The sequence below is a fragment of the Acinetobacter sp. AND/436 genome (assembly GCF_049546925.1).
GTDB lineage: Bacteria > Pseudomonadota > Gammaproteobacteria > Pseudomonadales > Moraxellaceae > Acinetobacter > Acinetobacter indicus.
Window position 1 is genome coordinate 68,007 of the sequence record NZ_JBMXBO010000010.1, and the last position, 26,914, is coordinate 94,920.

Here is a 26,914-nt window from a genome sequence, read left to right on the forward strand (position 1 = left end):
TGAAGATGCAAAAATTTATTATTCTGTTTGCATTCTGCCTGTTTGCAGTTTTAGGTCTAGGTTTTATCGTGTATCAATTCTTGAGCAACATGCCAAGCGTCGAGTACTGGATTATGCTGTTAATTCCAGCCTTCGCAGTTCCTATTTTAACGGCCCTGATTGTGTATCAGGAACCGAATCATCCATAATGAATAAGCTAGATACGACTCATTGATCCCCTATTCATCAAAAGGACGCTCAATTCAGCGTCCTTTTTTCTTTGACTATTTTTCTTGGATTATGTCTAGCTTTACTTAAGTTGCACCGGATCTTTGCTGGTCGATTCAATGATGTAATCAATATTTTCAACCAGGTCTTTATTAAACAGCCTGACTTTTGCCCGCGCATTGGCATATTCAAAAAACAGACCCTCTGCAATTGCTTTTTCACGCGATTCTGTCATGCCAATTTCATGATCATTCGGCACAAAATAGACTTCTTCAGGAATTAATTTAACGATATAACCCATTGTTCTGACTCTTATGGTGTTTTAATAATTTACCCTGCGACATTTATAGGCTGAAAAATCGCTTCCGGCTATGGCGAATTCATCCGACAGTTATGCTTATTTTTAATATGCCATCTCAATGCCAGTCATATAAAGAAAAAACATTTTAAAATCATATAGATTATTTAAATTTAGGTGCTTCTATATTTTACTAAACTGATCTGATGTAGTGACGAGATTTTTCTGATTAAACAGATTTTTTATTCAGCCTTTCTGTCCTCATGTAAAGCTTAAAGCGGATGTTTCTGTTTTGCCGGTGATGAGGCTGTAAAAACCTAAAAGTGATATTTTTTAATCAGAACAAAGATAAAAATACAAAGAAAATGCAGTCCTATGACTACTTTTTAACCACAGATAGAAAGGCAAACCAATAAGCATTGCCCTTCGATGATGGTTCAGCATTCGTTATTCAAGCCAGATTATGGAAAGGATTTTGGTTCAAAACTGAAGTAAAGAGTTTTAAATGATTGAATCTTGGTAATTTTTATAGTTTTTTATGGATCAGAATTTGGTGCGCCCGGCGGGAATCGAACCCACGACCCCAAGCTTCGGAAACTTGTACTCTATCCAACTGAGCTACGAGCGCGCGTCGCACATCATAACAAAAAAATGCACAAGGTAAAGCAACTATATATAAGTTCTTTATTTTTATGCTTATGCTTTAAGCAATCGTTCCAAATATACGATGCAGAATTCCCGGTAGATTACTTGGTTTATTGGGCAATATCGCTCACAATAGCCTCTCCCTACACCATGCGAGATTTTCATGACTGATGCATTGACGTTAAGAGACTTGTCTAAAACCTATCGCAACGGGTTTCAGGCCTTAAAAGGTATCAATTTGACCGTACCTGAAGGTGAATTTTATGCGCTGCTGGGTCCCAACGGTGCAGGCAAATCTACAACGATCAGTATCATTAGCTCCTTAACCAAGAAAACCTCGGGTACCGTGGAAATTTTTGGCCACAATCTGGATACCCATCCCTCTCAAGCCAAACAGTGTCTGGGCGTGGTACCACAAGAGTTTAACTTTGGTCATTTTGAAAAAACCTTTGATATTCTGGTGACCCAGGCCGGTTATTACGGTATTCCCAAAAAAGTGGCGCAGCAGCGCGCCGAACTGTATTTAGAAAAACTGGGGCTGTGGGATAAACGTGCCACGCAAGCGCGAATGCTATCTGGCGGGATGAAACGCCGCTTGATGATTGCCCGCGCCATGATGCATGAACCGAAATTGCTGATTCTGGATGAACCGACCGCCGGGGTCGATATCGAACTGCGCCGCTCGATGTGGGATTTCCTGATTGAAATGAACAATAGTGGCACTTCCATTATTCTGACCACCCACTACCTGGAAGAAGCGGAAATGCTGTGCCGCCGGATTGCCATTATTGACCGCGGTGTGATTAAAGAAGACACCACCATGAAAGGCTTCCTGAACCAGCTGAATGAAGAAACCTTTATTTTCGATCTAGTTCAGCCGATTCAGCCCATTCATCTGGATATTATCGGGGTACGTTTTAATCTGGTCGATCCGCTGACCCTGGAAGTGACTATGGACAAGGCCCATACCGTGAATGAGCTGTTCCAGTTACTGGAATCACAAGGGGTACAGGTGCGCAGTATGCGCAACAAGGCCAATCGTCTTGAAGAATTATTTGTGAAGATGGTAGAGAAAAATCTTGCAGGAGTCGCGCAATGAACTTTAATCAATTAAGAGTTGCGCTGTATACGCTGGTTCATAAGGAAATCCGCCGTTTTATGCGGATCTGGCCACAAACCCTGTTACCACCGGCCATCACCATGAGTCTATATTTCGTGATTTTCGGTAATCTGGTCGGTTCACGTATTGGGGAAATGGGCGGCTTTAGCTATATGCAGTTTATTGTGCCCGGCCTGATCATGATGGCGGTCATTACCAATAGTTATGCCAACGTCTCCTCTAGTTTCTTTAGTGCCAAATTCCAGAAAAGCATTGAAGAACTGATCATGAGTCCGGTGCCATTACATGCCATTTTGTGGGGCTATGTGCTGGGTGGAGTGTGTCGTGGCGTACTGGTCGGCATTATTGTGACCTTAATGAGTCTGTTTTTCACCGACCTGTACATTACCAACTGGTTTGTGACCATTTATACCGTCCTGATCACTTCATTATTACTGTCTTTAGGCGGTTTTATTAATGCGGTCTATGCCAAATCATTTGATGACATTTCCATTATTCCAACCTTTGTGCTGACACCGCTCACCTATTTAGGTGGTGTGTTCTATGCAATTAGTGCATTATCGCCGTTCTGGCAAAACCTTTCTTTAATTAACCCTGTGGTGTATATGGTCAACGCCTTCCGTTATGGCATTTTAGGACATAGCGATGTCAACGTGACCGTTTCCCTAGGCGTGATTACATTATGCTGTGCTGTGTTATATGGCATTGCCTATCATTTACTCTCCCGTGGTTCAGGAATGCGTGAATAATGAGCGTAGAAAATTCTTTATTGGGTAAAGACACTCAGTACCCTACAACTTATCAACCTGATGTGCTGTTTCCGATTGCGCGTGCTGAAGCGCGGGAAAAATATGCGCATGTGGCTGGTGTTCAACAAGGTAAAGACTGGTGGCATGTCTTTGAGATGTCTTGGTTAAATGCAGCCGGCGTTCCGCAAGTTGCTATTGGCCGGATTCACTTGCCTGCCACCTCACCAAATTTAATCGAGTCGAAATCTTTAAAGCTGTATTTCAACAGTTTGAACTTTAGCACCTTTGCTTCAACAGACGCGCTGATCAATACCGTCGAGCAGGATTTATCAGCCGCGGCACAGGCACAGGTCAATCTGGAACTGTTATCTGTCGATGATCTGGCAATTAGCCATCCTGAAGGCATATGTATTGATGACTTAAGCCCGACCCGACTGGAAAATCATCCGGATGCGTCCTTATTACAGCACGATGCCGAGCAAGACGAACAGGTCGAAGTACAATTGTATTCACATTTACTGAGAAGTAACTGTCCGGTCACCGGTCAACCTGACTGGGGCACAGTTTTTATCCGCTATCAGGGTAAAAAACCTTGTTATCGCAGTATTTTGGCTTATATTATTTCTTACCGTCAGCATAACGGTTTTCATGAGCAATGTGTTGAACAGATGTTTGCCGACATCTGGCAAAACCTGAATCCTGAAAAACTGATGGTGTATGCCACCTATACACGTCGTGGCGGATTAGACATTAATCCATGTCGTGTATCGGATTTAACATGGATGCCTCGCCCTATTCGTTTAGCGCGACAATAAAAAAACATTGAGGTTAACAGATGCCATTTTTTGGTTTTATTCCTTCCGAGGAACTTTTAAATACCATTCAAACTGCGCAGCAGAAAAAAAATTCAAGCGAACCGCTGTATCCATTACGTGATAAAACAGCATTAATGATTAATGATGAAATCATTGATGCCATTTTAACCGAGCTTGTCCGCCGTTTCCCGCCAAGTGACAAACGCGATACTGCGGAAAAACTGGCCGGTTATGTCAAATCCACCGTAGCGGTGTTACTCAAGCAATTGTTGAGTAAAGCCCCGAACGATGTGGTCAAGCAATCAATTGAATTTTCTGAACGCAGCCTATTTAAAGATGTAGACGGCAATACGCGTGTCGGTGAAAGTTTAGATGCCAGCCTGGTGACCAATCTAAAAAACACCTATGCCGAAATTAAAGCCGGCAATGACATTAACAAGTCTGCTTTGGCCGAGTTGTATAAACAGTTTGCTGAAGCTACTGTGCGTCATTTTATGAATGACTTTAATAAAACCCTCGATTTGGGCATGATCAAACGTAAAGCAGCTGATATTGGCTCAGCTGCGGTTATTAAAGCTGTACATATTGCGGTGGATAAAATTATTCCAAATCTGACCAAAGATGAACTGGTCGCGCTGGCGGAATATCACGACACCCTGTTTCATGCATAAGTAGAAACACCTTCAATAAACCTGACTCCGGTCAGGTTTTTTTATGCCACTTTTCCCGCAACATTTCTCTATAAAGAAGGGATGATGAAGCCTCGGTTGAACTTTGTTACAAACAGCGCGCATTTTTTAGACAGGCTTTGTCACTTTTTGTATATGCGCTTGCCTGTAGCGCCAGAATGAATGTTATCTTAATTGCCTGTGTGAACTGTCTTTTTAAATCGACACTTTTGCTCAACCTGTTTTAATTTTTAAACACCATCTGCTTTTTGTCACTAAATTGATAATACATTGGGAAATTGAACCAATATGTTGAATCGTTATTTCTATAAAAAATTACAGCGTCTTTCTTTACTTGTTGGTGCTCTTTCCTTATCCAGTGTTGTTCAGGCCAATGACTTCCTCAGCCATCCGGACTATCCGAACTTTAAGCAAAAAACCATGCAGCAGTATGGGCTCAGTTCCGAGCAAATTGATCGCGCCATGAGCGGTGCCAAAAATCTGCCGAATATTATCAACATCATGAATCGTCCCGGTGAAAGCAAACCGTGGTATGCCTATAAAACCAATTTTCTGGCTGAAAGCACCATTCAACGTGGTGTGCGTTTCAAACAGCAATATGCCGATACCCTGAATCGTGCCGAACAGCAGTTTGGCGTGCCGCAAGCGATTATTCTGGGGATTTTAGGCGTTGAAACCGGTTTTGGTTCCAATAAAGGCTCTTTTATTACCCGGGATGCGCTGGCCACTTTAGGTTTTGGCTATCCACGCCGGGCCGAATATTTCCAGAGCGAACTGTCTGCACTAATTGCCTGGAGCTATAAAGATGGCGTTGCCACCCATTCTGTGGTCGGTTCCTATGCCGGTGCAATTGGCTATCCGCAGTTTATGCCAAGCAATATTCCTAAATTTGGCGTCGATTATGATAGCAACGGACATATTGATTTAAGAAATTCAGCAGTAGATGCGATTGGCTCGATTGCCAACTATTTGGCCCAGCATGGCTGGCAGCGTAATCAGCCGATTGCATTCCCTGCCCGTTATAGCGGCTCAACTCCAGATGCAGTGATTGCCAAAGATCTAACCTTGCCTACCCCGTATGGTGTGCTGAAAAATCAGGGCATCAGTCCGCTGAATCCGATTGTGAAAATTGATGACCTCGATCTGGTCAATGTCATTCAATTACAAGAAAATTATGGTCCAATTTATTACATCACCTATCCAAACTTTCAGGTGATTACCACCTATAACCGCAGCCGTATGTATGCCACTGCACTCTGGTTATTGGGTACTGAAATTGTCAGTCGATAAGAACTTATTTTTACTCAAAAGTTACAAAGTCAAGATTTTTTTACGAGATTTTGCGCACAAAAACGATTTTTCACACACTTTGTTACAATATTGGTTATTTTTTAACCAAAAGAGGTAAAAGTTTGGTATTTTTTGTCGTTATTTCCGTGTAAAGACTAGACACCTTTAGTAAACGATGAATATTATCCATTTCGTCAAATATGGTTGCAAAAGTGAAATAACAGGCATGATGTCTGCTATATCAACCACTTAGGGTTGATTCACGGCATCAAGCTGCAGGAGTTTTAAACATATGCATTCTTCAATTAAATATTTACTGGCGCTGTCGACGGTATTTACCTTAAGTCAGTCGCAAGCCGAAATGGTACAGTCATCATCGTTCAATAACGACAATGAAAGTTCTAGCCTGGCTGCCCGTGTGCTGAACAAAGAAGCACAAAGCTTTAATACTCACTTCTCTAATTTAAATAGCCTTTCAATTACAGAACGTTCTGGCGATAAAATCCGCCGCGAAACCATCGCTGCAAAAATTGAAATCCCAGAAGAAGAGCCTTCTGTCATTGAAAAGTTAAACACCGTAGCATCGAATACTGTTCGTAAGTTCAGCCAGACTGGTATGGCTTCCTGGTATGGTCGTCAGTTCCACGGTCGTAAAACTGCCAGCGGCGAAACATTCGACATGAACGCCATGACTGCAGCACACCGCAGCCTGCCACTGAACTGCTATATCCGTGTGACCAACAAGAACAATGGCAAAAGCGTAATCGTTAAGGTTAATGACCGTGGTCCATTCCATGGTAACCGTGTAGTTGACTTATCTTACGGTGCTGCGAAACGTTTAGGCATTACCAATGCCGGCGTAGCCAAAGTCAGCATTGAACGTGTAGATGGTCCAAACTCCTAATACCCGTTTAAGCTCCTGCACCATATGACCCAAAAGCCACCTCAGGTGGCTTTTTTAATGCCCAAATTCAGGGAAAGACGCTTACTTCCCTATCCATTTTTTGGATTTTAAATACGCTGATCTGGTCATCAAAGTGAATGATCTGTTCTAAAAATACAGATTTGCATTCATTTCCACGCTTAGCGTGCTTTTCATCCTTTTTGAATCCTTAGGTAGCTTTTTATTTTTTTCTGCGCTTAAAACGCATCCTATGCGCATTTAGCCCTATTCCTTTATACAGGAATTTCCCTATTTCCCTCATTTTGAGATTTTCAGGTATTTTTGCCGGCCAATTTTGACCGTTTTCTGTTTCTCGTTTATAGTGAGAACATTCTTGAAAACTCAGAAAAATAATGCAAAAGGAGTGCTGCATGAAAACAATTTCAGAATGGCTGGATGAATATAGCGAAAGTCATCAAAACAAGACCAATAAACTGATTCACTGGGTCTGTGTACCGACCATCTATTTTTCCATTATTGGCATCATTGCGCATTTCAGCGCCCTGCTTACTGCCCTGTTAGTGGTGCTGGCCTTTATTTTTTATGCACGCCTGGATCTGGTACTGGCCGTGGCCATGGCAGCACTGACTCTGGTGATGGCCTGGTTAATCTGGATTTTACCGGTTGGTGTTGGTTTTTATATTGCGCTGTTTGTTTTTGCCTGGATTGGACAGTTCTATGGCCATAAGGTCGAAGGCAAAAAACCATCGTTCTTTAAAGATCTGCAATTCCTGCTGATTGGACCGCTCTGGTGTATGGATGCCTATTTAGGCAAGATTTTACCATCCTGGAAATCTCGCCAGCACACCACGCATCTGGATGTCCAAACCTAAAGACGCTTACACATCAGGAAGCATTTTGCTCCAGTGCTGGAGGGCTTATTGATAGATGCTTCCCTGATGCTTTAACCAGCCATCAACATGGCGTTTTTGCGGATCATGATGGGTCCAGTGAATCACGCCACCTTTGTCGGTATATTCATATTCACCAAAGAACTCGACAGTATCGCCTTTTTGCAGACGGTCGATGCGTGGAGCCAAATCAATATTGTGGGCAACCAGCAAGGTTTGCCCATTGCCAAGTTCCAGAATAAAACGCTGATGGCGCGAACCTTCATTGTCATCACTTAACAGTGCCACTACTGTACCAGTAGCTTGTACCTGTACATCATTTTTTCGTTGCTGAAAGGCTTGGGCAATTTTGGCGGTATCATCCTGAACGGGAGCTTGCAGTGTGGTTTCAGACTGCTGTTGAGTGAAGGTATTTGAACCGGAGTTTTGCGGTTGCAGGTCGATACCTAAATAAGCCGCAACCAGCAGCGCAATTACTGCGCCAATGCCCATATTGGTTTTCTTCGACATTGTTCTTCCTGTTGTTGTCTTGGTCATAAAAAAAGCCCCGAAACGGGGCTTTTTCGCAAAATAAATTATTTTGCAGCAGCTTGAGCAGCAGCAACTTCTTCTGCGAAGCTCATTTCTGCTTTCTTCTCAATACCTTCACCTACTTCGAAGCGAACGAATTGAGCAACAGTTGTGTTAGCAGCTTTCAATGCATCAGCAACTTTCTTCTCGTTGTCGATTACGTACATTTGACGCTCAAGAACAACTTCGTTCAGGTATTTTTCAACCGAACCAGTTACCATTTTTTCAACGATGTTCGCTGGCTTACCAGATTCGATTGCTTTTGCTTCAGCAATTTCTTTCTCTTTCGCGATCAGCTCAGCAGGAACCTGTTCAGCAGTTACTGCAACCGGGTTGAACGCAGCAACGTGCATTGCAATACCTTTACCAGTTTCAGCTTCACCTGTGTAAGCAACAACAACACCGATTTTCAGACCGTGTTTGTAAACTGCAAGGTTTTCACCTTCAATGATTTGCGCACGACGAACCTGGATGTTTTCACCAATTTTTTGAACAAGAGCAATACGCGCTTCTTCAACAGTTTGGCCATCTTCAAGTTTCAGTTCAGCAATTTTTGCAGCGTCAGTTTCGCCAGCAGCAAGTGCAGCAGCAGCAACTTTCGCAGAGAAGCCAGCAAAGTTTTCGTCTTTAGCAACGAAGTCAGTTTGGCAGTTTACTTCTAGAAGGATTGCTTTGTTACCTTCTTGAGCGATTGTGATCGCACCGTCAGCAGCAATGTTACCTGCTTTTTTAGCAGCTTTTGCTTGACCAGATTTACGAAGGTTGTCAATCGCTAATTCGATGTCACCACCCGCTTCTGTCAAAGCTTTTTTACATTCCATCATTGCTAAACCAGTACGGTCACGCAATTCTTTAACCATGCTTGCAGTAATAGCAGTCATGTGAATCTCCTAATTCGGTAGAAAATGAATTCTTTTTAGAACAGAAACGGCCCAGAGGATACTCATGGGCCGCCTGCATACATGACGCTTACTTTGCCACCATCACATGTCGCAAAAATGACAAGCTTGCGTCAAAAACGCATTAAGCCTCAGAAGCTGGAGCTTCTTCGCCTTTCGCTTGAGCATTTGCTTGGGTTTGAGCGTACTCTTTACCAGCAATGATCGCATCAGCCATAGCAGAAGCGTAAAGTGTTACTGCACGGATCGCATCGTCGTTACCCGGAATAACGTAGTCTACGTTGTCTGGGTTAGAGTTTGTATCAACGATACCGATTACAGGAATACCTAGGTTTTTCGCTTCTTTGATCGCGATTGCTTCGTGGTCAACGTCAATTACGAATAATGCGTCAGGTAAACCACCCATGTTTTTAACGCCGCCTAAAGCACGTTCAAGTTTTTCCATCTCACGGCTACGCTCTAAAGCTTCACGTTTAGTCAGCTTAGCGAAAGTACCGTCAGTAGATTGAGTTTGAAGATCTTTTAAACGGTTGATAGATTGGCGAAGTGTTTTCCAGTTCGTCAACATACCACCTAACCAACGGTGATCTACGTATGGTTGACCAGCGCGTTGAGCTTGTTCACGGATGATGTTAGAAGCAGCACGTTTAGTACCAACGAACAAAACTTTGTTCTTTTTGCTTGCTAATTGGTTAGCGAAGTTCAAAGCATCATTTAACGCAGGAACAGTGTGCTCAAGGTTGATGATGTGAATTTTGTTGCGCGCGCCAAAGATGTATTGACGCATTTTTGGGTTCCAGAAACGAGTTTGGTGACCAAAGTGCGCGCCAGCTTGTAGAAGGTCGCGCATGCTTACGTTGTAATCTGCCATTTTCTTTACCTTAAAGTTTGGGTTAGGCCTCCATATATCCGCATTCTCCACCCCAAAGGGCACCCAGAGTAATGTGACGATATATGTGCGGATTTTGTTGCCCCATCGCACAATGCCCGCGAAATTTATTCACGAAAAAGCATTTGATAAAATGGGCGGCTATTTATACCATAGTCACATATAAATTTCCAAAAGTTTTTAGAGATCATGAACAGTACTTATCAAGCGCCTCGTCGATTAATTAAAACCGCAGATGAAATTGAGAAAATGCGGGTAGCGGGACGACTGGCAGCGGAAGTTTTGGATATGATCAAGCCACATATCAAACCGGGTGTAACCACACTTGAGCTTGATACGATTTGTCACGATTATATTGTCAATGTACAAAATGCCATTCCAGCCTGCCTGGGCTATGGTGCAGCCCCAGGTCGTCCAGCCTTCCAGCATACCATCTGTACTTCGGTAAACCACGTGGTGTGTCACGGTATTCCATCTGAAAACAAGACATTAAAAAAAGGCGATATCCTGAATATTGATGTCACGGTCATTAAAGATGGTTACCACGGCGATACCAACATGATGTACATCGTTGGTGGTGAAACTTCTATTCTTGCCAACCGTCTATGCAAAGTAGCACAGGAAGCTATGTACCGCGGTATGGAAGTTGTAAAACCGGGCGCGACCATTGGTGATATTGGCCATGCCATTCAGAAATATGTCGAATCTGAGCGCTTTAGTGTGGTGCGCGAATATTGCGGTCACGGCATTGGAACAACCTTCCATGATGAACCGCAAGTGCTGCATTATGGCCAACCAGATACCGGCATGATTTTAGAAGAAGGCATGACCTTTACCATTGAACCAATGGTAAACGCGGGTGTTTGGCAAACCAAATTACTGGGCGACAAATGGACTGTGGTGACTAAAGATCACAAACTTTCAGCGCAATATGAACACACTATTTTAGTGACTAAAGACGGTCTGGAAGTCCTGACTGCACGTCCTGAAGAAGACTTGTCACGTTTCTAGTCATAAGCTGTCATTGGCGTAAAAACTAAAAAAATTGTCAGAAAGGTCACATTGATGTGGCCTTTTTTATCGCCTAAAACTTCAACTTAAAATAAATAAATCAAATACTTATATCAATATTCAGGTTTCATCCCTAAAAACCGTATTACCATTTCTAGCTACACAAGTCATAAATAAGTCACAGAGCAGCAAAGTTATTTCAAGAATGTTACAAATGTAATAAAACAATCTTCTTCAAAAACAACAGTCTTGCTTTATCTAACTATTAAATAATGGCCCTTATAAAAACGAGCAACAAATTGGACATGGAGTCCCTTATATGAAGAAGACCTTATTATTTGCCAGCACGCTATTGGCCTTACCTGCTGTTTCTTATGCCTCACCGTATTTTAGCCTGCAAGATGGTGATGGTTTTAAACGTTTTTCTGTATCAGTGGGTGCTTTACATGTGATGCCACAAGGTAAAGCGCAGCCATTCAAAGTTAATACTGCTGCCTATGAAGGAATACAGTCTGACGTTGGAGAAATTTCATCGCAGGCAGTCATTGATAACCGCGTAGAAAATTCATCTGGTTTAGCGAATTGGTTAATTGATTTAATTAATGGCATCAATCCAGATAGTACCTTACCTGCGTTCATGAGCGGTACAGCACAAGTTTATGGCCTAGAGAACTGGACGAATCCAGGCACTGGATTAGAGGCTGATGATGTTACCACTTTAGGCATTATGACCAACTATTTTTTTACCGATAATATTTCGTTTGAAATGAAAGCTGGCATTCCACCTAAAGTAGACTTACAAGGTAAGGGAAAAATATATGCTCCATTCAGTGCTATAGCTTCCCCACTTGTGGGCTCCATTGAGTTAGACAATGATATTTTTATTACGGATTTAGAAGCACATGGCCCTGCCGCTTCAGCTCGGGCATGGACGCCTGCTTTTGAATTTCAGTATCACTTTGGCAAGACTGGCGTAAATAAATTCCGTCCTTATGTTGGCGTAGGCTTAATGTATGCTTATTTTAATGAACTGGAAATTAATCCACAGACTGAAAAAGACCTGATTGCTGCAGGACATATGATCGCTAATATTCTGGATAATAAAGCCGGAGCATCACTAGATGGGTCACCGAATGACAAAGCCAATCCTAAAGTCAAAGTTGAAGCAACAGATGCCTTTGCTCCAGTAATCACAGCAGGCTTTACTTATGACTTTAATGAAAAATGGTTTGCGGTTGGTTCGCTGTCCTATGCACATCTGCAAAATGACACCACCATTACCGTGACCGATGCCACACATGGCGAACTTATTCGTTCTAAGGCCGATATTGAAGTGAATCCGATTCTGGCCTATGCCGGTATTGGTATCCGTTTCTAGGCTTCAATTTTTTAGTCCATCATCAGGCAGCCTTTCGGGCTGTCTTTTTTGATGCAGCCATAAAAAAATTTTATCTTTTATTTAATTTTTATTCTATCGCCTCCCGCGCGGCAATCTACTAACATAAGCAGGTCTTTCCTGGCTGCCGGACTTTTTATGTCAGATACCCGTTTTTCCAAAGCCCTGATTTATATGCTGATGGGAAGTGCCATTATTCTGGCGCTGTCATTGGGGGTACGACATGCCTTTGGCCTGTATCTGGTGCCAATGAGCCATGAATTTGGCTGGGGGCACAATGTCTTTAGTCTGGCCATTGCCATGCAAAACCTGATCTGGGGTGCGGTACAACCAGTTACCGGCGCCTTTGCCGACAAATATGGCAGTAAAATTGTGGTCGCCGTTGGTGGAGCCTTATATGCACTGGGTTTATTGCTGATGGCGGTCAGCTCGACTGGCTGGCTGCTGAATTTAAGTGCCGGTTTAATTTTAGGTCTGGCGCTCTCTGCCACCTCTTTTCCGATTTTACTGTCTGCAGTTGGCCGGGCTGCACATCCTTCAAAACGTAGTCTGGCGATGGGAATTGCCAGTGCGGCAGGTTCTTTCGGTCAGTTTATTATGCTGCCGACCACACTGCTGTTATTGCAGAATTTAGGCTGGAAAGGTGCACTGGTGGTTAGCGCCATTCTAATGACCTTGCTAATTCCTTTGGCATGGACTTTAAAAGCACCGATGTATACCGACCCGAATGCAGCGACCACCAAACCGCAGCCGGCGTTAACATTTAAGCAGATTCTGGTGATTGCCAAAAACCACAAGCCATTCTGGTTTTTATCTTTGGGCTTTTTTGTCTGCGGCTTTCAGGTGGTGTTTATTGGTATTCATTTACCGGGTTATTTAATTGATCATGGGTTTAACGCCACCACCGGCACCATCTTCCTGGCTTTAGTCGGTTTATTCAATATTGTCGGCACCTATACGGCTGGCTGGCTGGGGGACCAATATTCCAAACCGCATTTACTGATGTGGCTGTATGGCTTGCGTGGTCTTGCCATTATCGCCTTTTTACTGTTACCGCTCAGTACTTGGACAATTTATGGCTTTGGTGTCATTATGGGACTGTTATGGTTATCGACCGTGCCACTGACCAATGGCATTGTAGCCAATATGTTCGGGGTGAAATATCTGACCATGCTCAGTGGGATTGTATTCTTCACCCATCAGGTTGGTTCGTTCCTCGGTGGCTGGCTGGGTGGCCTGAACCATGACTTAACCGGTAACTATAATGCCATCTGGATGTTCTCGATTGCGCTAAGTGCTTTTGGCGTCTGGGTACATTTCTTTGTGAATGAACAGGCGGTGGTGCATGACTAATTCAATGTCGCTGTTAAAAATTCTGATTGGCCTGTGCATCATCAGCTTTTTTATTTTATCGCTGCTGTTATGGATGAAAACCCCGCAGCTGTTTGAATACTTTAATCAGGCGTTTTGTGCACATTGATGTTTAAAAACTCGCAGCATCAACAGCAAATCCCGAAACAGCAAATTCAGTTATTTGGTTTGCTGTTTTAATTAAAAGAATATAAATCATATATTTAATTATTTTTATAGCCTTTTCATAAGTTTAGCATTTCTTCTGATTTTATTTGGCCTGCGGTTTTTTCTAAATTTTCTTGAGGCAATAACACTGAGAGAAAAATTTAAACATGACCAGTCTGACCCCACTTTCCCAAGCCATTCATGATGCACCGCGCTGGCATCAGGCCGATCAATTTCAGGACGGCAGCGAAATCCGTATTGTTCCACACACTGACCAGGCTCTTGGTGCGGTGGTGTATGGATTAGATGCGCGCAAGGCTCAATCGGGTGAAACCATTTTCCGGCTGAAACAGGCCTTGGCAGAACATTTAGTTTTAATTTTCAAACAGCAACAGCTGGATGATTTACAGTATCTGGCCTTTGCCACCTATTTCGGTTCAATTTTCCGTCCCGCTGCCGACACGCCTGTACTGGCCGCGCAGGATGATAGCGGTGTACCACCCGATATCGTGCCTGTTTCCAATGCAGTAGGACAAGGCGATTATACTGGTCATGGTGAATTAAGCCCGCATGCCGATCATCAATGGACACCGCTGCCCTCCTTTGGCTCTTTGCTCTATGCTATTGAACTGCCACAAAATGGTGGCCAGACCAGCTGGATTAATACCATCAAAGCTTATAATGCCCTAGATGCCGACACTCAGGCACATATCAACCAGCTACAATTAATTACTTACAACCCTTTTGTTCGCCGGCAGAAAACCCAAGCCTCGTCGCAAGACGGCGTTTATGGCAACAGTCCGCTGTATCGCTTTAAAGATCAACCGGTTTTAAGCTATGCCTATCCACATCCTTTGGTGCGCACCCATCCAGAATCCGGGCGTAAAGCCTTGTGGCTCAATACCCATACCGAAGTGGAACTGGAAAACTATGAAGATCAGGCTGGTAGCGAACTGATTGCCCAGTTACGTGCCCATCTGCTTCAACCAGAATTTGCCTATGAGCATCAGTGGGAAGTCGGTGATATTGTGTTCTGGGATAATCAGGCTACCCTGCATTCCCGCCGTCCATTTCCAGCCGAGCAGCGCCGTTTGTTAAAACGTATCAGCCTTGCCGGAAGCCGACCTTTTTAAGCAGGAACTGAACTAGAGATACTGAATATGCACCGATGTTCAGGACTTTGACTGCAGGATATTTATCCTTTTTATCTAACCATAAAAAACCCGCAAACTGTGTTTACGGGTTTTTCAGTATGAGCAACCGCTTAGAACAGACGGTTCATACCATTTAAGGTCGCCACACGATAGGCTTCTGCCATCGTTGGATAGTTAAATGTGGTTTCTACAAAATACTTGATGGTATTGTTCGGGCTGTTCATTACCGCCTGACCAATGTGAATAATTTCTGCCGCGTTATTCCCGAAGCAATGTACACCTAATACTTCTAAAGTTTCACGGTGGAACAGAATTTTCAGTTCACCAACCGTATCACCGGTAATTTGCGCACGTGCCAGATGACGGAAAGAAGCCTGACCCACTTCGTACGGAATTTTTTCTTCAGTCAGTTCCTGCTCGGTCTTACCAATTGAAGAAATTTCCGGAATGGTATAAATACCGGTTGGAATATCAGTCACCGGTGCCACATTTTCTTCGCCACTCATGTTGGCCCCTGCACAGCGACCCTGGTCATAGGCAGCAGACGCCAGAGATGGCCAGCCAATCACGTCACCAGCAGCGAAAATATTTTCTACTTCAGTCTGATATTGCTCATTTACCGTCAGCTGACCGCGGCTGTTTGGTTTTAAGCCAACATTTTCCAGGCCTAAACCATCGGTATTGCCTGAACGGCCGTTACACCACAAGATGGCATCGGCTTTGATTTTCTTGCCACTTTGCAAATGCAGCACTACGTGATCATCAAAGGTTTCCAAATGATCAATCTGCTCATTGTGACGAATCAACACGCCCTGTTCACGCAAGTGATAGGACAAGGCATCGGAGATTTCATCATCCAGATAGCTGAGCAATTTATGCTGGGTGTTAATCAGGTCGACTTTATGGTCCAGACCAATGAAGATCGAGGCATATTCACAGCCAATGACACCGGCACCATAAATGATGATTTTCTGAATCGAGAAATCCAGATCCAGAATCTTGTCTGAATCGAATACACGTGGATGGTTAAAATCTAAAATTTCCGGACGATACGGACGCGAACCGGTTGCAATCACCAGCTGTTTAAAAATCAGGGTTTCCTTAATGCCTTCCGGACTGAATACCAGCACGGTATTTTTGTCCTGCACATAGGCACGACCGTGATAGATATCAATTTTATTGCGGTCATAGAAGCGTGAGTGAGTATCGACCTGCTGCTGAATCACTTTATGTGCATTACGCAGCACCTGTTTCATGGTGAACTGTTTCCAGTCGCCCACTTTCTGGAACATCGGATCACGCTGGTAACGGATAATACTGGATACCGTCTGACGCAGCGCCTTACTTGGGATTGTGCCCACGTGAGTACAGTTACCGCCGAGTTGCTCACGCATATCCACCACAGCAACACGCATGCCTGATTTGGCAAGTTTCATTGCTGCGCCTTCACCTGCAGGACCAGAACCTAGGACCACCGCATCATATTTAACGAAAGTTCCGGCAACCACCTCTTTTTTACGTGGCATTCAACGCTCCTTAAACTAATCTATTCTGTTTATATCTCATATGCATATTATGACTGAAAACATCATGATTTTCTGTATTTACCTAGCATATATTGCGTGATAGCCACATTTTTTAAATGAATATCGTTTTTTTCCTATTTGCACCCAAGTCCGTTATAATGGAGGCGCTATTTTTCGAATATCTCCCCCGTCAAAACAGTGGAAAAGTTGAATATGTCTGAAAACCGTAAACCAGAACAGGGTGTTAAACTTCGTGGCGCAGAAAAGGTCGCTCGTATTCCTGTAAAAGTTGTGCCTACGGTTGAAACGCCGCGCAAACCGGACTGGATTCGGGTCAAGATGGCGGCACCAGAAGAAGTTCAACGGATCAAATCGACACTGCGTCAGCAAAAACTGCATACCGTTTGCGAAGAAGCAGCCTGTCCGAACCTGCCAGAATGTTTTGGTGGTGGTACTGCAACCTTTATGATTATGGGTGATATTTGTACCCGTCGCTGTCCGTTCTGTGACGTTGCCCATGGTCGTCCGAATGCACTTGATCCGGATGAACCGCGTCATATGGCTGAAACCATTGCCAACTTGGGTCTGAAATATGCGGTCATTACCTCGGTAGACCGTGATGACCTGCTTGATGGCGGTGCACAGCATTTTGTTGACTGTATTAAAGAAGCCCGTGCCTTAAGTCCGAATACCCTGCTGGAAATTCTGGTTCCGGATTTCCGTGGCCGTATGGATATTGCGCTGCGCATTATGACTGAATGTCCGCCAGATGTGTTTAACCACAATATTGAAACCGTGCCACGTTTATATAAAGCCATGCGTCCAGGTTCAGACTATCAGCACTCTTTAAACCTGCTGAAAATGTTTAAAGAATACTGCCCAGAAATTCCAACCAAGTGTGGCCTGATGGTGGGTATTGGTGAAACTGAAGAAGAAGTGATTTCATTATTGGATGATCTGAGAGCACATGATGTAGATTATGTGACCATTGGCCAATATTTACAGCCATCAAAACAGCACGCACCAATTGACCGCTTTGTAACACCAGAAGAATTTGAGCGTTATGCAGAACATGGCCGCAAACTGGGCTTTAAAAATATCTGGTCTGCACCAATGGTGCGTTCAAGTTATTTTGCAGACCGTCAATACTACGGCGAGCCAGTTCCAGCAGTACGTCGCAAGACTGATCCTGCCAAGAAAATTAGTGTACAAACCATCGAAGCATAAGCTGAGAAAACTAAGCTTAGAAAACAAGGCCCCGGATTCGGGGCTTTTTTACAAGGTCATCTTTTACTTAAATTTTTACATCGTCCTCGGATCAGAATTTTTAGCCCAGAGAGATCATCTATTTCCTCTTAGACCCAAATACGGCTCGTCTTTAAAAAAATACCCTATTCAAATCAGAAATAAATTTCTATCCTTCTTTGACCTAGCTGCTAAACCCTTACTTATCTTCACATTTCGTTGCGCGTTCTTACTTGAATAGCGATCATTTTTCAACCAATCTCATCTATAGAGTTTGTTTTTAGCAATCGTTTTGATGGTCTTGATATTTAAAAAAACGATACCGACGTTCCAAGAACAGCCTCCACCGGATGACTTCAGACAAAATGAAGCAGTATTTCTTTCATTTTTCCTTGCAGGCACGGTGATGCTGTAGCAGCCGGGAGAAATACAATAATGCTTTTTATACTCAGTATCGTCATTCTTGTTTTTACACTGTGGGCGATTTTCTATTTTCAGCTGTCACGCAACAGCGGTGCCATGACCCTGATCGCGGTCAGTATTGTCTCTGCCTTTATTAATCCCTGGTCCTTAATTTTAGGCATTCCTTTAATTGTGCTAAGCATAATTGTGATGGTGGATGCCTTGCGCATGAAAATCATCACCCAGCCCGCCTATAAGGCTTTGTCACAAGCCATGCCAAGCATGAGCAGCACCGAACGTGAAGCGCTGGATGCCGGCACCAGCTGGTGGGAAAAAGAGCTGTTTATGGGTGCGCCCAACTGGGATACCTTTGAGCAATATCCCTATCCTACGCTCAGTGCGGAGGAACAATCCTTTTTAGACAATGAAGTGGAACAGCTGTGCAACATGCTGGATGAATGGGAAATCCATCATAAGCACAAAGATTTATCTCCTGAAACCTGGCAGTTTATTAAAACCCATGGATTTTTGGGCCTGATTATTCCCAAGGAATACGGCGGCAAGGCTTTCAGTTCTTTTGCGCAAAGCCGGATTATGAGCAAAATTGCCTCACGCTCCCTAACCGCCGCGGTCAGCTGTATGGTGCCCAATTCCTTAGGCCCGGGTGAGTTGCTGCTGCACTACGGTACCGATGAGCAGAAAAAACGTTACTTGCCCGGTCTGGCCAAAGGCGAAGAAATTCCCTGCTTTGGGCTGACCAGCCCGGAAGCCGGCTCCGATGCCGGTGCCATCCCCGATACTGGCGTGGTCTGCTATGGCCAGTTTGAAGGCCGGCACGTACTGGGTCTGAAAATGAATTTCTCCAAACGATGGATTACATTGGCACCCATTGCCACCGTGATTGGTCTGGCTTTTAAACTGTATGATCCGGAAGGCTTACTCGGCGATAAGACTAAAACCGACTACGGCATTACCTGTGCGCTGCTGCCGGCCAATCACGCCGGAGTGAAAGTCGGGCCGCGCCATCATCCCGGTTCACCATTTATGAATGGCACGGTCGAAGGTCAGGATGTGTTTATTCCACTCGACTGGATTATCGGTGGTGTGGAAAATGCCGGTAAAGGCTGGCGCATGTTAATGGAATGTCTGGCCGTCGGTCGCGGGATTTCCTTACCGGCACTGTCAACCGCTGCCGGGGAAATGACCTATTTAAATGTCGGTGCTTTTGCGCGAATCCGCCAGCAATTCAAGTTGTCGGTGGGGAAATTTGAAGGCGTACAGGAAGTCACCAGTGATATTGCCAGTGAAACCTATATGCTGGAAGCCTTTCGCTATCTGGTGACCTGTGGACTGAATCAGGGCGGCAAACCTGCCGTGATGACCGCGATGGCCAAGTACTATGCCACAGAGTCTATGCGCCGTGTGGTTAATCATGGTATGGATGTGGTCGGTGGCCGCGCCATCCAGTTGGGTCCACGGAACTTTCTGGCGCTGACCTATCAGGCCATTCCAGTTTCCATTACCGTTGAAGGGGCCAATATTTTAAGCCGCTCGCTGATGATTTTTGGCCAGGGTTCGATGCGTTGCCATCCGTATTTGTATGAAGAATTACAACTGCTACAAGCCCCTGATAAAGATGCCGCGCTGACACAATTTAATGAACTATTCTACCATCATCTCGGTTATACCTTTAACCGGACTGCGCGCGCATTTGCCTTTGGCTGGTTTGGCGGTTCATCCGATGCTCCGCAACAAGCCGATGAATTTAGCCGGCCTTATTACAAAACCATCAACCGTTTTAGTGCGGCCTTTGCCCTGACTGCCGATATGTGTCTGGGTTTATTGGCCGGTGATATTAAACGCAAGGAAATGCTGTCCGGACGCCTGGCCGATATTCATGCGCAGCTGTTTATTGCCACCGCCATCTTAAAATACTATGCACATGGGCAAAAAACCGCAGATGAGCAACTGCATGCGCAACTGGCTTTAGACAAAGCACTGTTTAATGCACAAGAAGCCTTCTTTGGACTGTTCAATAATTTCCCTATGCAGCTGGCGGCTGGCGTCGTGAAATTGATCTGCTTCCCGTGGGGCCGTGCCTTGCAGCCACCAAGCGATCAGCTGAAACGTGATGTGGCCATGAGCATGATGCAGGACAATGCTTTTCGCCAGCAGCTGAAACAGCATGTTTTCTATAACACGGACCCGGATGATGTCTTTGGCCGGATGGAAAGTACCTTCCAGAGCTTAACCGAGATTGAACCGCTGTGGGATCGCTTTAAAAAAGCTGAAGCCAAAGGCAGTTTTGATGGCCTCAGTTTTGAAGAACACATTGCCGATGCCCTAAATACCGGCGCGATTCAACCCGAAGAAGCTAGCCAGCTACTCAGTTATAACGCGCAGCGCTTTGACAGTATTCTGACCGATATTTTCGATATGCAGCTGGAACAGACCCTGCCACTAGACAATCCGCATTTAATTGAACCTTTAGGTGTCGATACGGAAGCTCATCCTCCGGCAGCATCGGCAGAACCGAAAACCGGTGGCACCGCACAACTGGCCACAGATCATCATAAAGAGGATCCGGAACCGTTTATCCGTTTTTAGTTATATGCTGAATATTGAATAAAGTGGCTTTCGGGCCACTTTTTTTATGGACTGGAGACGAGGCTTCTAACAGGCATTCTACGACCATCTTCCAATGGTATAGACTACATAAGCCGTTAAGCTACATCGAAAACAATATTGAGGGAAACAAGATGTCACAACAAGATTATGACAATGGTTTAAAAGTACGTACAGAAGTCATGGGTGAAAGTTTTGTGAAACGTGCGCAGGACAATACCGTGCCGTTTACCCAGCCTTTGCAGGACTGGATTAATGAACATGCCTGGGGTTCTACCTGGCAACGTGAAGATGTATTGCCGCGCAAATATCGTTCACTGGTGACAATTGCCTTTTTAACTGCGCTCAAAAGCCCGACTGAATTAAAAGGTCATGTACGCGGGGCTTTAAATAATGGCGCGACAGTGGAAGAAATTCAGGAAGTGCTGCTACATAGCCTGCCCTATTGCGGCGCACCGGCTACGCAAGAGGCCTTCCGTGCGGCGTTAGAAGTCATTCAGGACTATCAGGCCAACTCGTAAATTTCGGACGAGTTTAAATCCAGTACACATTAAAACTGTAAAAGAATTCACTGACCTCAAAACGCACCTGATAACCAAGCTGGGTCAGTTCGGCAGAGAGATTGCGAATTTCTTCCAAAGGCAAATGTTTGGGCAATACCGTAAATACTGCAGTGTTGCCCTGCTTGGCATTCTCTTCAATTAAACTGGCTAAACGCGCTTTATACAGGTTGATGTCCAGATTGGCATGCGCCGAAAGCACTTTTGCATCTTCTGCGGTTAGAAAGTTCACCATTTTTTTCTTCTCTTTTTTTGTTCCGTTGTATGGGTCTAACTTAAAAAATGCTACGGCTCCGCTCAACTCTATTTTTGTAAGTAATTTAAATTAAAGATGAATTGGTTTACATCGACTGCTGTTATCCATCCTCTGATAAATCAAAAACTCCCTTATCCTGGTTTTCTCTCTAAGTCATAACAGACGCAAACAAGGAATATTTAATCTTCATTTTATAATTAACGCATGATCAGGTTCTGAGAGGTAAAAGAGATTAAATAACTTAGGCTATTTTGATATATGGGTTCCGTTAAACTTCCATCGTTATTACCTAACTCTCTCCTGCTCAATTTTATATTTCAAAGCGGATATTTGATTGTTCTATCTATGAGCCATAAAAAACGGAGCCGATCTGCTCCGTTTTTTCGCTCTTGGGATTTATATATTCAAGAGTATTATTTTTTCGCCTTCCATGCACTTTGTACCTGGCTGGCAACTTTTGGATAATCCAGAATAAAACGCATATGCGACTCTACCCCGGTTTTTAAGGTTTTATCATCGACAATAAAGTATGGGTTATGGTTCGGTGCGGCTTTACTCATATCCTGATCAGCCGGTGTCGCACCCAGGAATACAAATAAAGATGGCATCAGCTGGCCATAATAAGAAAAGTCTTCACTGGCGCTCTGGTTATGTTCTAAAACATGCGCCTTACCTTCACCCGCGGCCTGAATTAAAGATGGCGCCATCAATTCAGTTAAGGTTTTATCATTGGTGGTGACCGGCGCATACGGTGAAATTTCCACTTTGGCTTTTACATCATTGGCTTGCGCGGTGTGATCAATCATGGTTGGCAGGTTTTTGTAGATGCTTTGACGGATATCTTCATGATTGGAACGAATGGTTCCGATCATCGAAACCTGTTCAGGCAAGATATTACCACTGGTACCACCCTGAATCTGCCCGATACTGACCACGCCCATGCCTTTACTCAAGTCGGCACGGCGCGACACCATGGTCTGTAAATTCTGGATAATATCAGCCGCGGCGACAATAGAATCACGTCCTTTCCACGGCATTGAACCATGTACCTGCTGACCGGTTAAAGTCACTCGAATATTGTCGGCACTGTTTAAAGCCACACCATCTTTATAGAAAATATTGCCACTTGGCATACCTGCCATCACGTGCATCCCAAAAATCACTTCAGGTTTTGGATTATTCAGTGCGCCATCGGCAATCATTTTACGTGCACCGACCTGATCACCATTCAGGAAGTTATCAATATCGGCACCACCTTCTTCCGCAGGCTGGAATACAAAGACCACGGTTCCGGCAATTTTATCTTTATTCTCTGCCAGTGCCTTGGCCGCACCTAACAGCATGGCAGTGTGGGTATCATGTCCGCAGGCATGCGCAACCGGTGTTTCTGCGCCCTGATAAATACCTTTGGCTTTACTGGCAAAAGGTACCTGGGCTTTTTCTTCCATCGGCAAGGCATCCATATCGGCACGCAAGGCCATAATCGGGCCCGGTTTTGCACCTTTTAATACGCCAATCACACCGGTTTTGGCAAAGCCTTTTTTCACTTCAATGCCGTAAGAACGTAATTCTTTTTGCACCAGTTCCGACGTTTTAAATTCCATATTGCCAAGTTCAGGATTGGCGTGAATATGATGACGCAATTGAATGGTATGCTGCTCGACTTTTGTAGCGGCATCATCCACCCAATCTGCAAAAGCAAACTGAGAGATACTCATGGCTAACCCCAAGCTAAGACAGGTTTTAGTGAGCTGCATGGAAACTCCATTTTTATAACCGTTTAAAATCTTATCTTCGGAGAATTTAGGGTTAAAATACAAGGCTATTGTTGTAATTTTATATAGTCATTTGCACTATACTTGATATTTTAAAAGTTAAAAATTACCACAATTTAGCGAGCAATTTTGCGCTATGACTCAAAACATTTCATTTCAGATTGGCTTTTTTCCGGCAGACCTTTTAGGCTTATAGCAAATATTTTCTGGATATGACCATGTCGGACGCCATCACTGTTCCTCCCGCCCTGATTAACCGTGCGCTTGCAGGCCAAGCCGATGCCCAGTTTGAGCTGGCTGAATTGTATATGCAAAGCGAGCATGAAGATGACAACCTGCTGGCTGAAGAATGGGCCTTAAAAGCCGCTGAAAATGGTCATCTGGAAGCCATGTACTGGTTGGGCGAAGGTTATACCGTCTATGCCAAAGACGTGCAGGAAGATGATCCTGAAGATTCCAAAACTCACTTTGAGTTAGCCTATTACTGGTTGAAACAAGCAAGCGAACAGAAACATGCAGGCGCAATTCTGGAGCTGGCTGGCTATTATCGTCGTGGGAATGTGGTAGAAAAAGATATTCCGACCTCGGTAAATTTGGTTCAACAAGCCGCTGAACTGGGCGATGCACAGGCCATGCGTGATTTGGCCTGTATTTATGAACATGGCCTGGGAGTCGAAATTAATGAAGCACAGGCAGATTACTGGGCCGAAAAAGCCAAAGCTGCCGAGTAACCCACTCAACCCGATGAAAAGCTCATCAGATGATGGGCTTTTTTATATTGATGCATGGAGATAGGCGCTGGATTAGCCGGAATTTTTAATTGTTTTGGATATCAAAGAACACTACAGCGAGAAACCGGAACAGTTTAGCCAGATATTCAACAATTTCAGATTGGAACTCTGGGCAATTTCCAAGTACAATACTGCGCTAGTCGAGGGATGCTGCGACGTTTTACAGGTACGAAATGTAAAAGCGCTAGGCTCGACCATCGGTCAAACATCCGCTTTGATCAACAACGGCATCCGCGAACTGAATGATCAATTGTTTTTATTAAGGAGATCGTGATGAACGCGGTTAATGCTTCATTTACTGATTACAAAGTAGCAGACATCACTTTAGCAGACTTCGGTCGTAAAGAAATCAAACTTGCAGAAGCTGAAATGCCAGCCCTGATGGGTCTGCGTAAACGCTACTCTGCGGCTAAACCACTTGCTGGCGCTAAAATTCTGGGTTGTATCCACATGACAATCCAAACAGCAGTTCTGATCGAAACTTTGGTTGAACTTGGCGCTGAAGTACGCTGGACCTCTTGTAACATCTTCTCGACTCAAGACCACGCTGCTGCTGCCATTGCTGCGTCTGGTGTTCCTGTGTTCGCTTGGAAAGGTGAAACTGAAGAAGAATACGTGTGGTGCTTAGAGCAACAAATTAACGTGAATGGCACGCCTTGGGATGCCAACATGATTCTGGACGATGGCGGTGACTTAACTGCACTTGTTCACGAAAAATACCCAGAAGTTTTGGCGAAAATCCACGGTATTACTGAAGAAACCACCACAGGTGTACAACGTCTGCTTGAAATGTGGAAAGACGGTTCTCTGAAAGTACCTGCAATCAATGTAAACGATTCAGTAACCAAGTCTAAAAACGACAACAAATACGGTTGCCGTCACTCACTCAACGATGCCATCAAACGTGCAACCGATATGCTTTTATCTGGTCGTCGTGCGCTGGTCATTGGTTACGGTGACGTAGGTAAAGGTTCTGCGCAATCACTTCGTCAAGAAGGCATGATCGTACGTGTTTCTGAAATCGATCCTATCTGTGCAATGCAAGCCTGCATGGACGGTTATGAAGTGGTTTCTCCATACAAAAATGGTGTTCAAACCGGCAAGAAAGAAGACGTTAACGCTGACCTTCTTTTAAACACTGACCTGATCGTAACAACAACGGGTAACTACCACGTTTGTGACGCTGCCATGCTGGATACATTAAAAGCAGGTGCTGTTGTATGTAACATCGGTCACTTTGACACTGAAATCGACACCAACTACCTACGTGGTTACAAGTGGGTTGAAGTGAAACCTCAAGTTCACCAGGTGTATCGTTCAGAAAATGAAAACGATTACCTGATCCTGCTGTCTGAAGGTCGTTTAGTGAACCTGGGTAACGCAACAGGTCACCCATCACGCGTGATGGACGGTTCATTTGCCAACCAGGTTTTAGGTCAAATGCACTTGTTCGCTGAGAAATTTGCTGATCTTCCTGAAGATCAAAAACAAGCCGCGATTCGCGTTGAACTGCTTCCGAAGAAATTGGACGAAGAAGTTGCAGCTGCAATGGTTGCAGGTTTTGGCGGCGTTCTGACGCAATTGACGCAAGAACAAGCGGACTACTTAGGTGTAGCGGTTGAAGGTCCGTTTAAATCGGATGCTTATAAATATTAATTAGCCCTCACCCCATCCCTCTCCCATAGGGAGAGGGTGAACTCTCAAATCATTTACATTACGAGTTTTACTTGTGAAATTTAAGTCATTTGAGCCAAGACTCTGCGTTATTCAGTAATGAATACTCCTCTCCCTTTGGGAGAGGTCAGGGAGAGGGTGAATAAAAAGTATTTATAAAGAGGATTTCAACATGTCAAAACAGATTCCGATTTCATTCGAGTTCTTCCCAACCAAAACTGATGCCGGTGCAGAAAAACTCAAGACCGTACACCAAGAGCTTCAGCTTTTAAATCCAGAATTTTTCTCGGTGACCTATGGCGCTGGTGGTTCAACTCGTGAACGTACCTTATCGACCATTAACGACTTCAATGGCAAAGGCACACCGGTTGCGCCTCACCTGTCTTGTATTGGTGATGATAAAGCCCGTATTGCCGAATTGCTGGACCTGTACAAATCACAAGGTATTGACCGTATTGTGGCACTGCGTGGTGACTTGCCATCCGGTCAGGTTGGCTTGGGTGAATTGCCATATGCACAGGATCTAGTCCGCTTTATTCGTGAACATTCCGGTGATCATTTCCATATTGAAGTGGCTGCCTATCCGGAAATGCACCCACAAGCGGAAAGCTTTGATAAAGATATTCAGCATTTTGTTGAAAAAGTAAATGCCGGCGCCAATGCAGCCTTAACGCAATTCTTTTTCAATCCGGATGCCTACTTCTACTTTGTTGAGCGTATTCAGCAAGCCGGTGTCAATATTCCGGTGGCGCCGGGTATTATGCCAATTACCAATGCCAGCAACCTGATTCGCTTTGCCGATAGTACTGGTGCTGAAATTCCACGCTGGATTCGCAAGCAACTGGCGACATATGGTGATGACACGGCATCGATTAAAGCCTTTGGTCATGAAGTGGTGCTGAAATTCTGTGAACGCCTGATTGCAGGTGGTGCGCCAAGTCTGCATTTCTACACCATGAACAATACCGAGCCTACCCGTCAGCTTGTGACTGATCTTGGTTTAGCCTAATTTCTTT

26 protein-coding genes and 1 tRNA gene are annotated in these 26,914 nt (G+C 44.4%); 19 read left to right on the top strand and 8 right to left on the bottom strand.

Features of this window, described 5'->3' with window-relative positions; genetic code table 11:
• Positions 1 to 5 precede the first annotated feature (5 nt).
• Entirely contained in the window at positions 6 to 188 is a 183-nt protein-coding gene (locus tag ACPEPR_RS09445; RefSeq protein WP_005179103.1) for a hypothetical protein, read from the top strand.
• 101 nt (positions 189 to 289) lie between these two features.
• Here ACPEPR_RS09445 and ACPEPR_RS09450 read toward each other — a convergent pair whose 3' ends face one another.
• Positions 290 to 508, bottom strand: a complete 219-nt coding sequence (locus ACPEPR_RS09450; protein ID WP_423562357.1) for a hypothetical protein — start codon at positions 506 to 508, stop codon at positions 290 to 292.
• Positions 509 to 1,056: 548 nt separating this feature from the next.
• Positions 1,057 to 1,133 (bottom strand) — tRNA-Arg (locus ACPEPR_RS09455).
• A gap of 180 nt (positions 1,134 to 1,313) precedes the next feature.
• Here ACPEPR_RS09455 and ACPEPR_RS09460 point away from each other — a divergent pair.
• The 7 genes from ACPEPR_RS09460 to ACPEPR_RS09490 all read left to right on the top strand — a co-directional run bounded on the left by ACPEPR_RS09460 (position 1,314) and on the right by ACPEPR_RS09490 (position 7,589).
• Entirely contained in the window at positions 1,314 to 2,249 is a 936-nt protein-coding gene (locus ACPEPR_RS09460) for an ABC transporter ATP-binding protein (RefSeq protein WP_005179107.1), read from the top strand.
• On the top strand, positions 2,246 to 3,019 hold the full coding sequence (locus ACPEPR_RS09465; protein ID WP_005179108.1) for an ABC transporter permease: 774 nt from the start codon (positions 2,246 to 2,248) through the stop codon (positions 3,017 to 3,019). Before ACPEPR_RS09460 ends, ACPEPR_RS09465 begins: the two co-directional genes overlap by 4 nt.
• A complete protein-coding gene (gene queF / locus ACPEPR_RS09470; protein ID WP_127799578.1) occupies positions 3,019 to 3,834 on the top strand; it encodes an NADPH-dependent 7-cyano-7-deazaguanine reductase QueF in 816 nt (271 codons plus the stop codon). The genes ACPEPR_RS09465 and queF overlap by 1 nt, the downstream gene beginning before the upstream one ends.
• Before the next feature lie 20 nt (positions 3,835 to 3,854).
• The gene (locus tag ACPEPR_RS09475; RefSeq protein ID WP_163145606.1) at positions 3,855 to 4,505 is read left to right on the top strand and encodes a hypothetical protein; all 651 of its coding nucleotides are present in this window, start codon (positions 3,855 to 3,857) and stop codon (positions 4,503 to 4,505) included.
• Positions 4,506 to 4,811: 306 nt separating this feature from the next.
• Complete coding sequence (gene mltB / locus ACPEPR_RS09480; protein ID WP_423562358.1) at positions 4,812 to 5,813, top strand: lytic murein transglycosylase B; 1,002 nt, start codon at positions 4,812 to 4,814, stop codon at positions 5,811 to 5,813.
• 292 nt (positions 5,814 to 6,105) lie between these two features.
• Positions 6,106 to 6,717: a septal ring lytic transglycosylase RlpA family protein gene (locus tag ACPEPR_RS09485; RefSeq protein ID WP_005179113.1), complete on the top strand. Its 612-nt coding sequence runs from the start codon at positions 6,106 to 6,108 to the stop codon at positions 6,715 to 6,717.
• 410 nt (positions 6,718 to 7,127) lie between these two features.
• The gene (locus tag ACPEPR_RS09490; RefSeq protein WP_423562359.1) at positions 7,128 to 7,589 is read left to right on the top strand and encodes a DUF962 domain-containing protein; all 462 of its coding nucleotides are present in this window, start codon (positions 7,128 to 7,130) and stop codon (positions 7,587 to 7,589) included.
• A 45-nt stretch (positions 7,590 to 7,634) separates the two neighbouring features.
• Here the strand turns inward: ACPEPR_RS09490 and ACPEPR_RS09495 are convergent, their stop codons facing one another.
• The 3 genes from ACPEPR_RS09495 to rpsB all read right to left on the bottom strand — a co-directional run bounded on the left by ACPEPR_RS09495 (position 7,635) and on the right by rpsB (position 9,947).
• Positions 7,635 to 8,117 (bottom strand): DUF3465 domain-containing protein, encoded by a 483-nt coding sequence (locus ACPEPR_RS09495; protein ID WP_075175261.1) that lies wholly within the window; start codon positions 8,115 to 8,117, stop codon positions 7,635 to 7,637.
• 65 nt (positions 8,118 to 8,182) lie between these two features.
• Positions 8,183 to 9,058: a translation elongation factor Ts gene (gene tsf / locus ACPEPR_RS09500; protein WP_005179118.1), complete on the bottom strand. Its 876-nt coding sequence runs from the start codon at positions 9,056 to 9,058 to the stop codon at positions 8,183 to 8,185.
• A 142-nt stretch (positions 9,059 to 9,200) separates the two neighbouring features.
• Positions 9,201 to 9,947, bottom strand: coding sequence for a 30S ribosomal protein S2 (rpsB, locus tag ACPEPR_RS09505; RefSeq protein ID WP_005179120.1), 747 nt, complete (start codon positions 9,945 to 9,947; stop codon positions 9,201 to 9,203).
• A gap of 207 nt (positions 9,948 to 10,154) precedes the next feature.
• Between rpsB and map the strand changes: the two genes are divergently transcribed.
• The 5 genes from map (at position 10,155) to ACPEPR_RS09530 (ending at position 15,023) form a co-directional block, all read left to right on the top strand.
• Complete coding sequence (gene map, locus ACPEPR_RS09510; protein ID WP_075175260.1) at positions 10,155 to 10,976, top strand: type I methionyl aminopeptidase; 822 nt, start codon at positions 10,155 to 10,157, stop codon at positions 10,974 to 10,976.
• Positions 10,977 to 11,295: 319 nt separating this feature from the next.
• Positions 11,296 to 12,354 carry an OmpW/AlkL family protein gene (locus ACPEPR_RS09515; RefSeq protein WP_104473685.1) on the top strand — a complete coding sequence of 353 codons (1,059 nt, stop codon included), beginning with the start codon at positions 11,296 to 11,298 and terminating at the stop codon, positions 12,352 to 12,354.
• Positions 12,355 to 12,510: 156 nt separating this feature from the next.
• A complete protein-coding gene (locus ACPEPR_RS09520) occupies positions 12,511 to 13,725 on the top strand; it encodes an MFS transporter (protein ID WP_423562360.1) in 1,215 nt (404 codons plus the stop codon).
• Positions 13,718 to 13,852, top strand: a complete 135-nt coding sequence (locus ACPEPR_RS09525; protein WP_005179131.1) for a hypothetical protein — start codon at positions 13,718 to 13,720, stop codon at positions 13,850 to 13,852. The genes ACPEPR_RS09520 and ACPEPR_RS09525 overlap by 8 nt, the downstream gene beginning before the upstream one ends.
• Before the next feature lie 205 nt (positions 13,853 to 14,057).
• Positions 14,058 to 15,023 (top strand): TauD/TfdA dioxygenase family protein, encoded by a 966-nt coding sequence (locus ACPEPR_RS09530; protein WP_423562361.1) that lies wholly within the window; start codon positions 14,058 to 14,060, stop codon positions 15,021 to 15,023.
• A 131-nt stretch (positions 15,024 to 15,154) separates the two neighbouring features.
• Here ACPEPR_RS09530 and sthA read toward each other — a convergent pair whose 3' ends face one another.
• A complete protein-coding gene (gene sthA / locus ACPEPR_RS09535; protein ID WP_005179136.1) occupies positions 15,155 to 16,570 on the bottom strand; it encodes a Si-specific NAD(P)(+) transhydrogenase in 1,416 nt (471 codons plus the stop codon).
• Between the two features lie 213 nt (positions 16,571 to 16,783).
• Here sthA and lipA point away from each other — a divergent pair, with 213 nt between their 5' ends.
• The 3 genes from lipA (at position 16,784) to ACPEPR_RS09550 (ending at position 21,363) form a co-directional block, all read left to right on the top strand.
• Positions 16,784 to 17,797, top strand: coding sequence for a lipoyl synthase (gene lipA, locus ACPEPR_RS09540; RefSeq protein ID WP_005179140.1), 1,014 nt, complete (start codon positions 16,784 to 16,786; stop codon positions 17,795 to 17,797).
• 453 nt (positions 17,798 to 18,250) lie between these two features.
• Complete coding sequence (locus tag ACPEPR_RS09545) at positions 18,251 to 20,824, top strand: acyl-CoA dehydrogenase (RefSeq protein ID WP_423562362.1); 2,574 nt, start codon at positions 18,251 to 18,253, stop codon at positions 20,822 to 20,824.
• A 152-nt stretch (positions 20,825 to 20,976) separates the two neighbouring features.
• Positions 20,977 to 21,363 (top strand): carboxymuconolactone decarboxylase family protein, encoded by a 387-nt coding sequence (locus ACPEPR_RS09550; RefSeq protein ID WP_104484600.1) that lies wholly within the window; start codon positions 20,977 to 20,979, stop codon positions 21,361 to 21,363.
• Positions 21,364 to 21,376: 13 nt separating this feature from the next.
• Here the strand turns inward: ACPEPR_RS09550 and ACPEPR_RS09555 are convergent, their stop codons facing one another.
• Positions 21,377 to 21,637, bottom strand: coding sequence for a hypothetical protein (locus ACPEPR_RS09555; RefSeq protein WP_005179143.1), 261 nt, complete (start codon positions 21,635 to 21,637; stop codon positions 21,377 to 21,379).
• 434 nt (positions 21,638 to 22,071) lie between these two features.
• Entirely contained in the window at positions 22,072 to 23,415 is a 1,344-nt protein-coding gene (locus ACPEPR_RS09560) for an amidohydrolase (protein ID WP_160241160.1), read from the bottom strand.
• Between the two features lie 236 nt (positions 23,416 to 23,651).
• On the opposite strand from ACPEPR_RS09560, the gene ACPEPR_RS09565 reads away from it, so the two are divergent.
• The 3 genes from ACPEPR_RS09565 (at position 23,652) to metF (ending at position 26,907) form a co-directional block, all read left to right on the top strand.
• Positions 23,652 to 24,164 carry a tetratricopeptide repeat protein gene (locus tag ACPEPR_RS09565; RefSeq protein WP_156189256.1) on the top strand — a complete coding sequence of 171 codons (513 nt, stop codon included), beginning with the start codon at positions 23,652 to 23,654 and terminating at the stop codon, positions 24,162 to 24,164.
• A 333-nt stretch (positions 24,165 to 24,497) separates the two neighbouring features.
• Entirely contained in the window at positions 24,498 to 25,880 is a 1,383-nt protein-coding gene (gene ahcY, locus ACPEPR_RS09570) for an adenosylhomocysteinase (RefSeq protein ID WP_005179150.1), read from the top strand.
• Positions 25,881 to 26,070: 190 nt separating this feature from the next.
• On the top strand, positions 26,071 to 26,907 hold the full coding sequence (gene metF / locus ACPEPR_RS09575) for a methylenetetrahydrofolate reductase [NAD(P)H] (RefSeq protein WP_016659212.1): 837 nt from the start codon (positions 26,071 to 26,073) through the stop codon (positions 26,905 to 26,907).
• Positions 26,908 to 26,914: the final 7 nt, after the last annotated feature.

Bases quoted from the DNA above. Each gene is read 5' to 3' on its own strand.
- map (WP_075175260.1), top strand. From the start codon at position 10,155: ATGAACAGTACTTATCAAGCGCCTCGTCGATTAATTAAAACCGCAGAT.
- lipA (WP_005179140.1), top strand. From the start codon at position 16,784: ATGTCTGAAAACCGTAAACCAGAACAGGGTGTTAAACTTCGTGGCGCA.
- ACPEPR_RS09460 (WP_005179107.1), top strand. From the start codon at position 1,314: ATGACTGATGCATTGACGTTAAGAGACTTGTCTAAAACCTATCGCAAC.
- ACPEPR_RS09450 (WP_423562357.1), bottom strand. From the start codon at position 508: ATGGGTTATATCGTTAAATTAATTCCTGAAGAAGTCTATTTTGTGCCG.
- ACPEPR_RS09490 (WP_423562359.1), top strand. From the start codon at position 7,128: ATGAAAACAATTTCAGAATGGCTGGATGAATATAGCGAAAGTCATCAA.
- ACPEPR_RS09555 (WP_005179143.1), bottom strand. From the start codon at position 21,637: ATGGTGAACTTTCTAACCGCAGAAGATGCAAAAGTGCTTTCGGCGCAT.
- ACPEPR_RS09550 (WP_104484600.1), top strand. From the start codon at position 20,977: ATGTCACAACAAGATTATGACAATGGTTTAAAAGTACGTACAGAAGTC.
- ACPEPR_RS09465 (WP_005179108.1), top strand. From the start codon at position 2,246: ATGAACTTTAATCAATTAAGAGTTGCGCTGTATACGCTGGTTCATAAG.
- sthA (WP_005179136.1), bottom strand. From the start codon at position 16,570: ATGCCACGTAAAAAAGAGGTGGTTGCCGGAACTTTCGTTAAATATGAT.
- ACPEPR_RS09545 (WP_423562362.1), top strand. From the start codon at position 18,251: ATGCTTTTTATACTCAGTATCGTCATTCTTGTTTTTACACTGTGGGCG.
- ACPEPR_RS09525 (WP_005179131.1), top strand. From the start codon at position 13,718: ATGACTAATTCAATGTCGCTGTTAAAAATTCTGATTGGCCTGTGCATC.
- ACPEPR_RS09485 (WP_005179113.1), top strand. From the start codon at position 6,106: ATGCATTCTTCAATTAAATATTTACTGGCGCTGTCGACGGTATTTACC.
- ACPEPR_RS09560 (WP_160241160.1), bottom strand. From the start codon at position 23,415: ATGCAGCTCACTAAAACCTGTCTTAGCTTGGGGTTAGCCATGAGTATC.
- ACPEPR_RS09495 (WP_075175261.1), bottom strand. From the start codon at position 8,117: ATGTCGAAGAAAACCAATATGGGCATTGGCGCAGTAATTGCGCTGCTG.
- ACPEPR_RS09520 (WP_423562360.1), top strand. From the start codon at position 12,511: ATGTCAGATACCCGTTTTTCCAAAGCCCTGATTTATATGCTGATGGGA.
- metF (WP_016659212.1), top strand. From the start codon at position 26,071: ATGTCAAAACAGATTCCGATTTCATTCGAGTTCTTCCCAACCAAAACT.
- ACPEPR_RS09515 (WP_104473685.1), top strand. From the start codon at position 11,296: ATGAAGAAGACCTTATTATTTGCCAGCACGCTATTGGCCTTACCTGCT.
- queF (WP_127799578.1), top strand. From the start codon at position 3,019: ATGAGCGTAGAAAATTCTTTATTGGGTAAAGACACTCAGTACCCTACA.
- tsf (WP_005179118.1), bottom strand. From the start codon at position 9,058: ATGACTGCTATTACTGCAAGCATGGTTAAAGAATTGCGTGACCGTACT.
- mltB (WP_423562358.1), top strand. From the start codon at position 4,812: ATGTTGAATCGTTATTTCTATAAAAAATTACAGCGTCTTTCTTTACTT.
- ahcY (WP_005179150.1), top strand. From the start codon at position 24,498: ATGAACGCGGTTAATGCTTCATTTACTGATTACAAAGTAGCAGACATC.
- ACPEPR_RS09475 (WP_163145606.1), top strand. From the start codon at position 3,855: ATGCCATTTTTTGGTTTTATTCCTTCCGAGGAACTTTTAAATACCATT.
- ACPEPR_RS09530 (WP_423562361.1), top strand. From the start codon at position 14,058: ATGACCAGTCTGACCCCACTTTCCCAAGCCATTCATGATGCACCGCGC.
- ACPEPR_RS09565 (WP_156189256.1), top strand. From the start codon at position 23,652: ATGTCGGACGCCATCACTGTTCCTCCCGCCCTGATTAACCGTGCGCTT.
- ACPEPR_RS09445 (WP_005179103.1), top strand. From the start codon at position 6: ATGCAAAAATTTATTATTCTGTTTGCATTCTGCCTGTTTGCAGTTTTA.
- rpsB (WP_005179120.1), bottom strand. From the start codon at position 9,947: ATGGCAGATTACAACGTAAGCATGCGCGACCTTCTACAAGCTGGCGCG.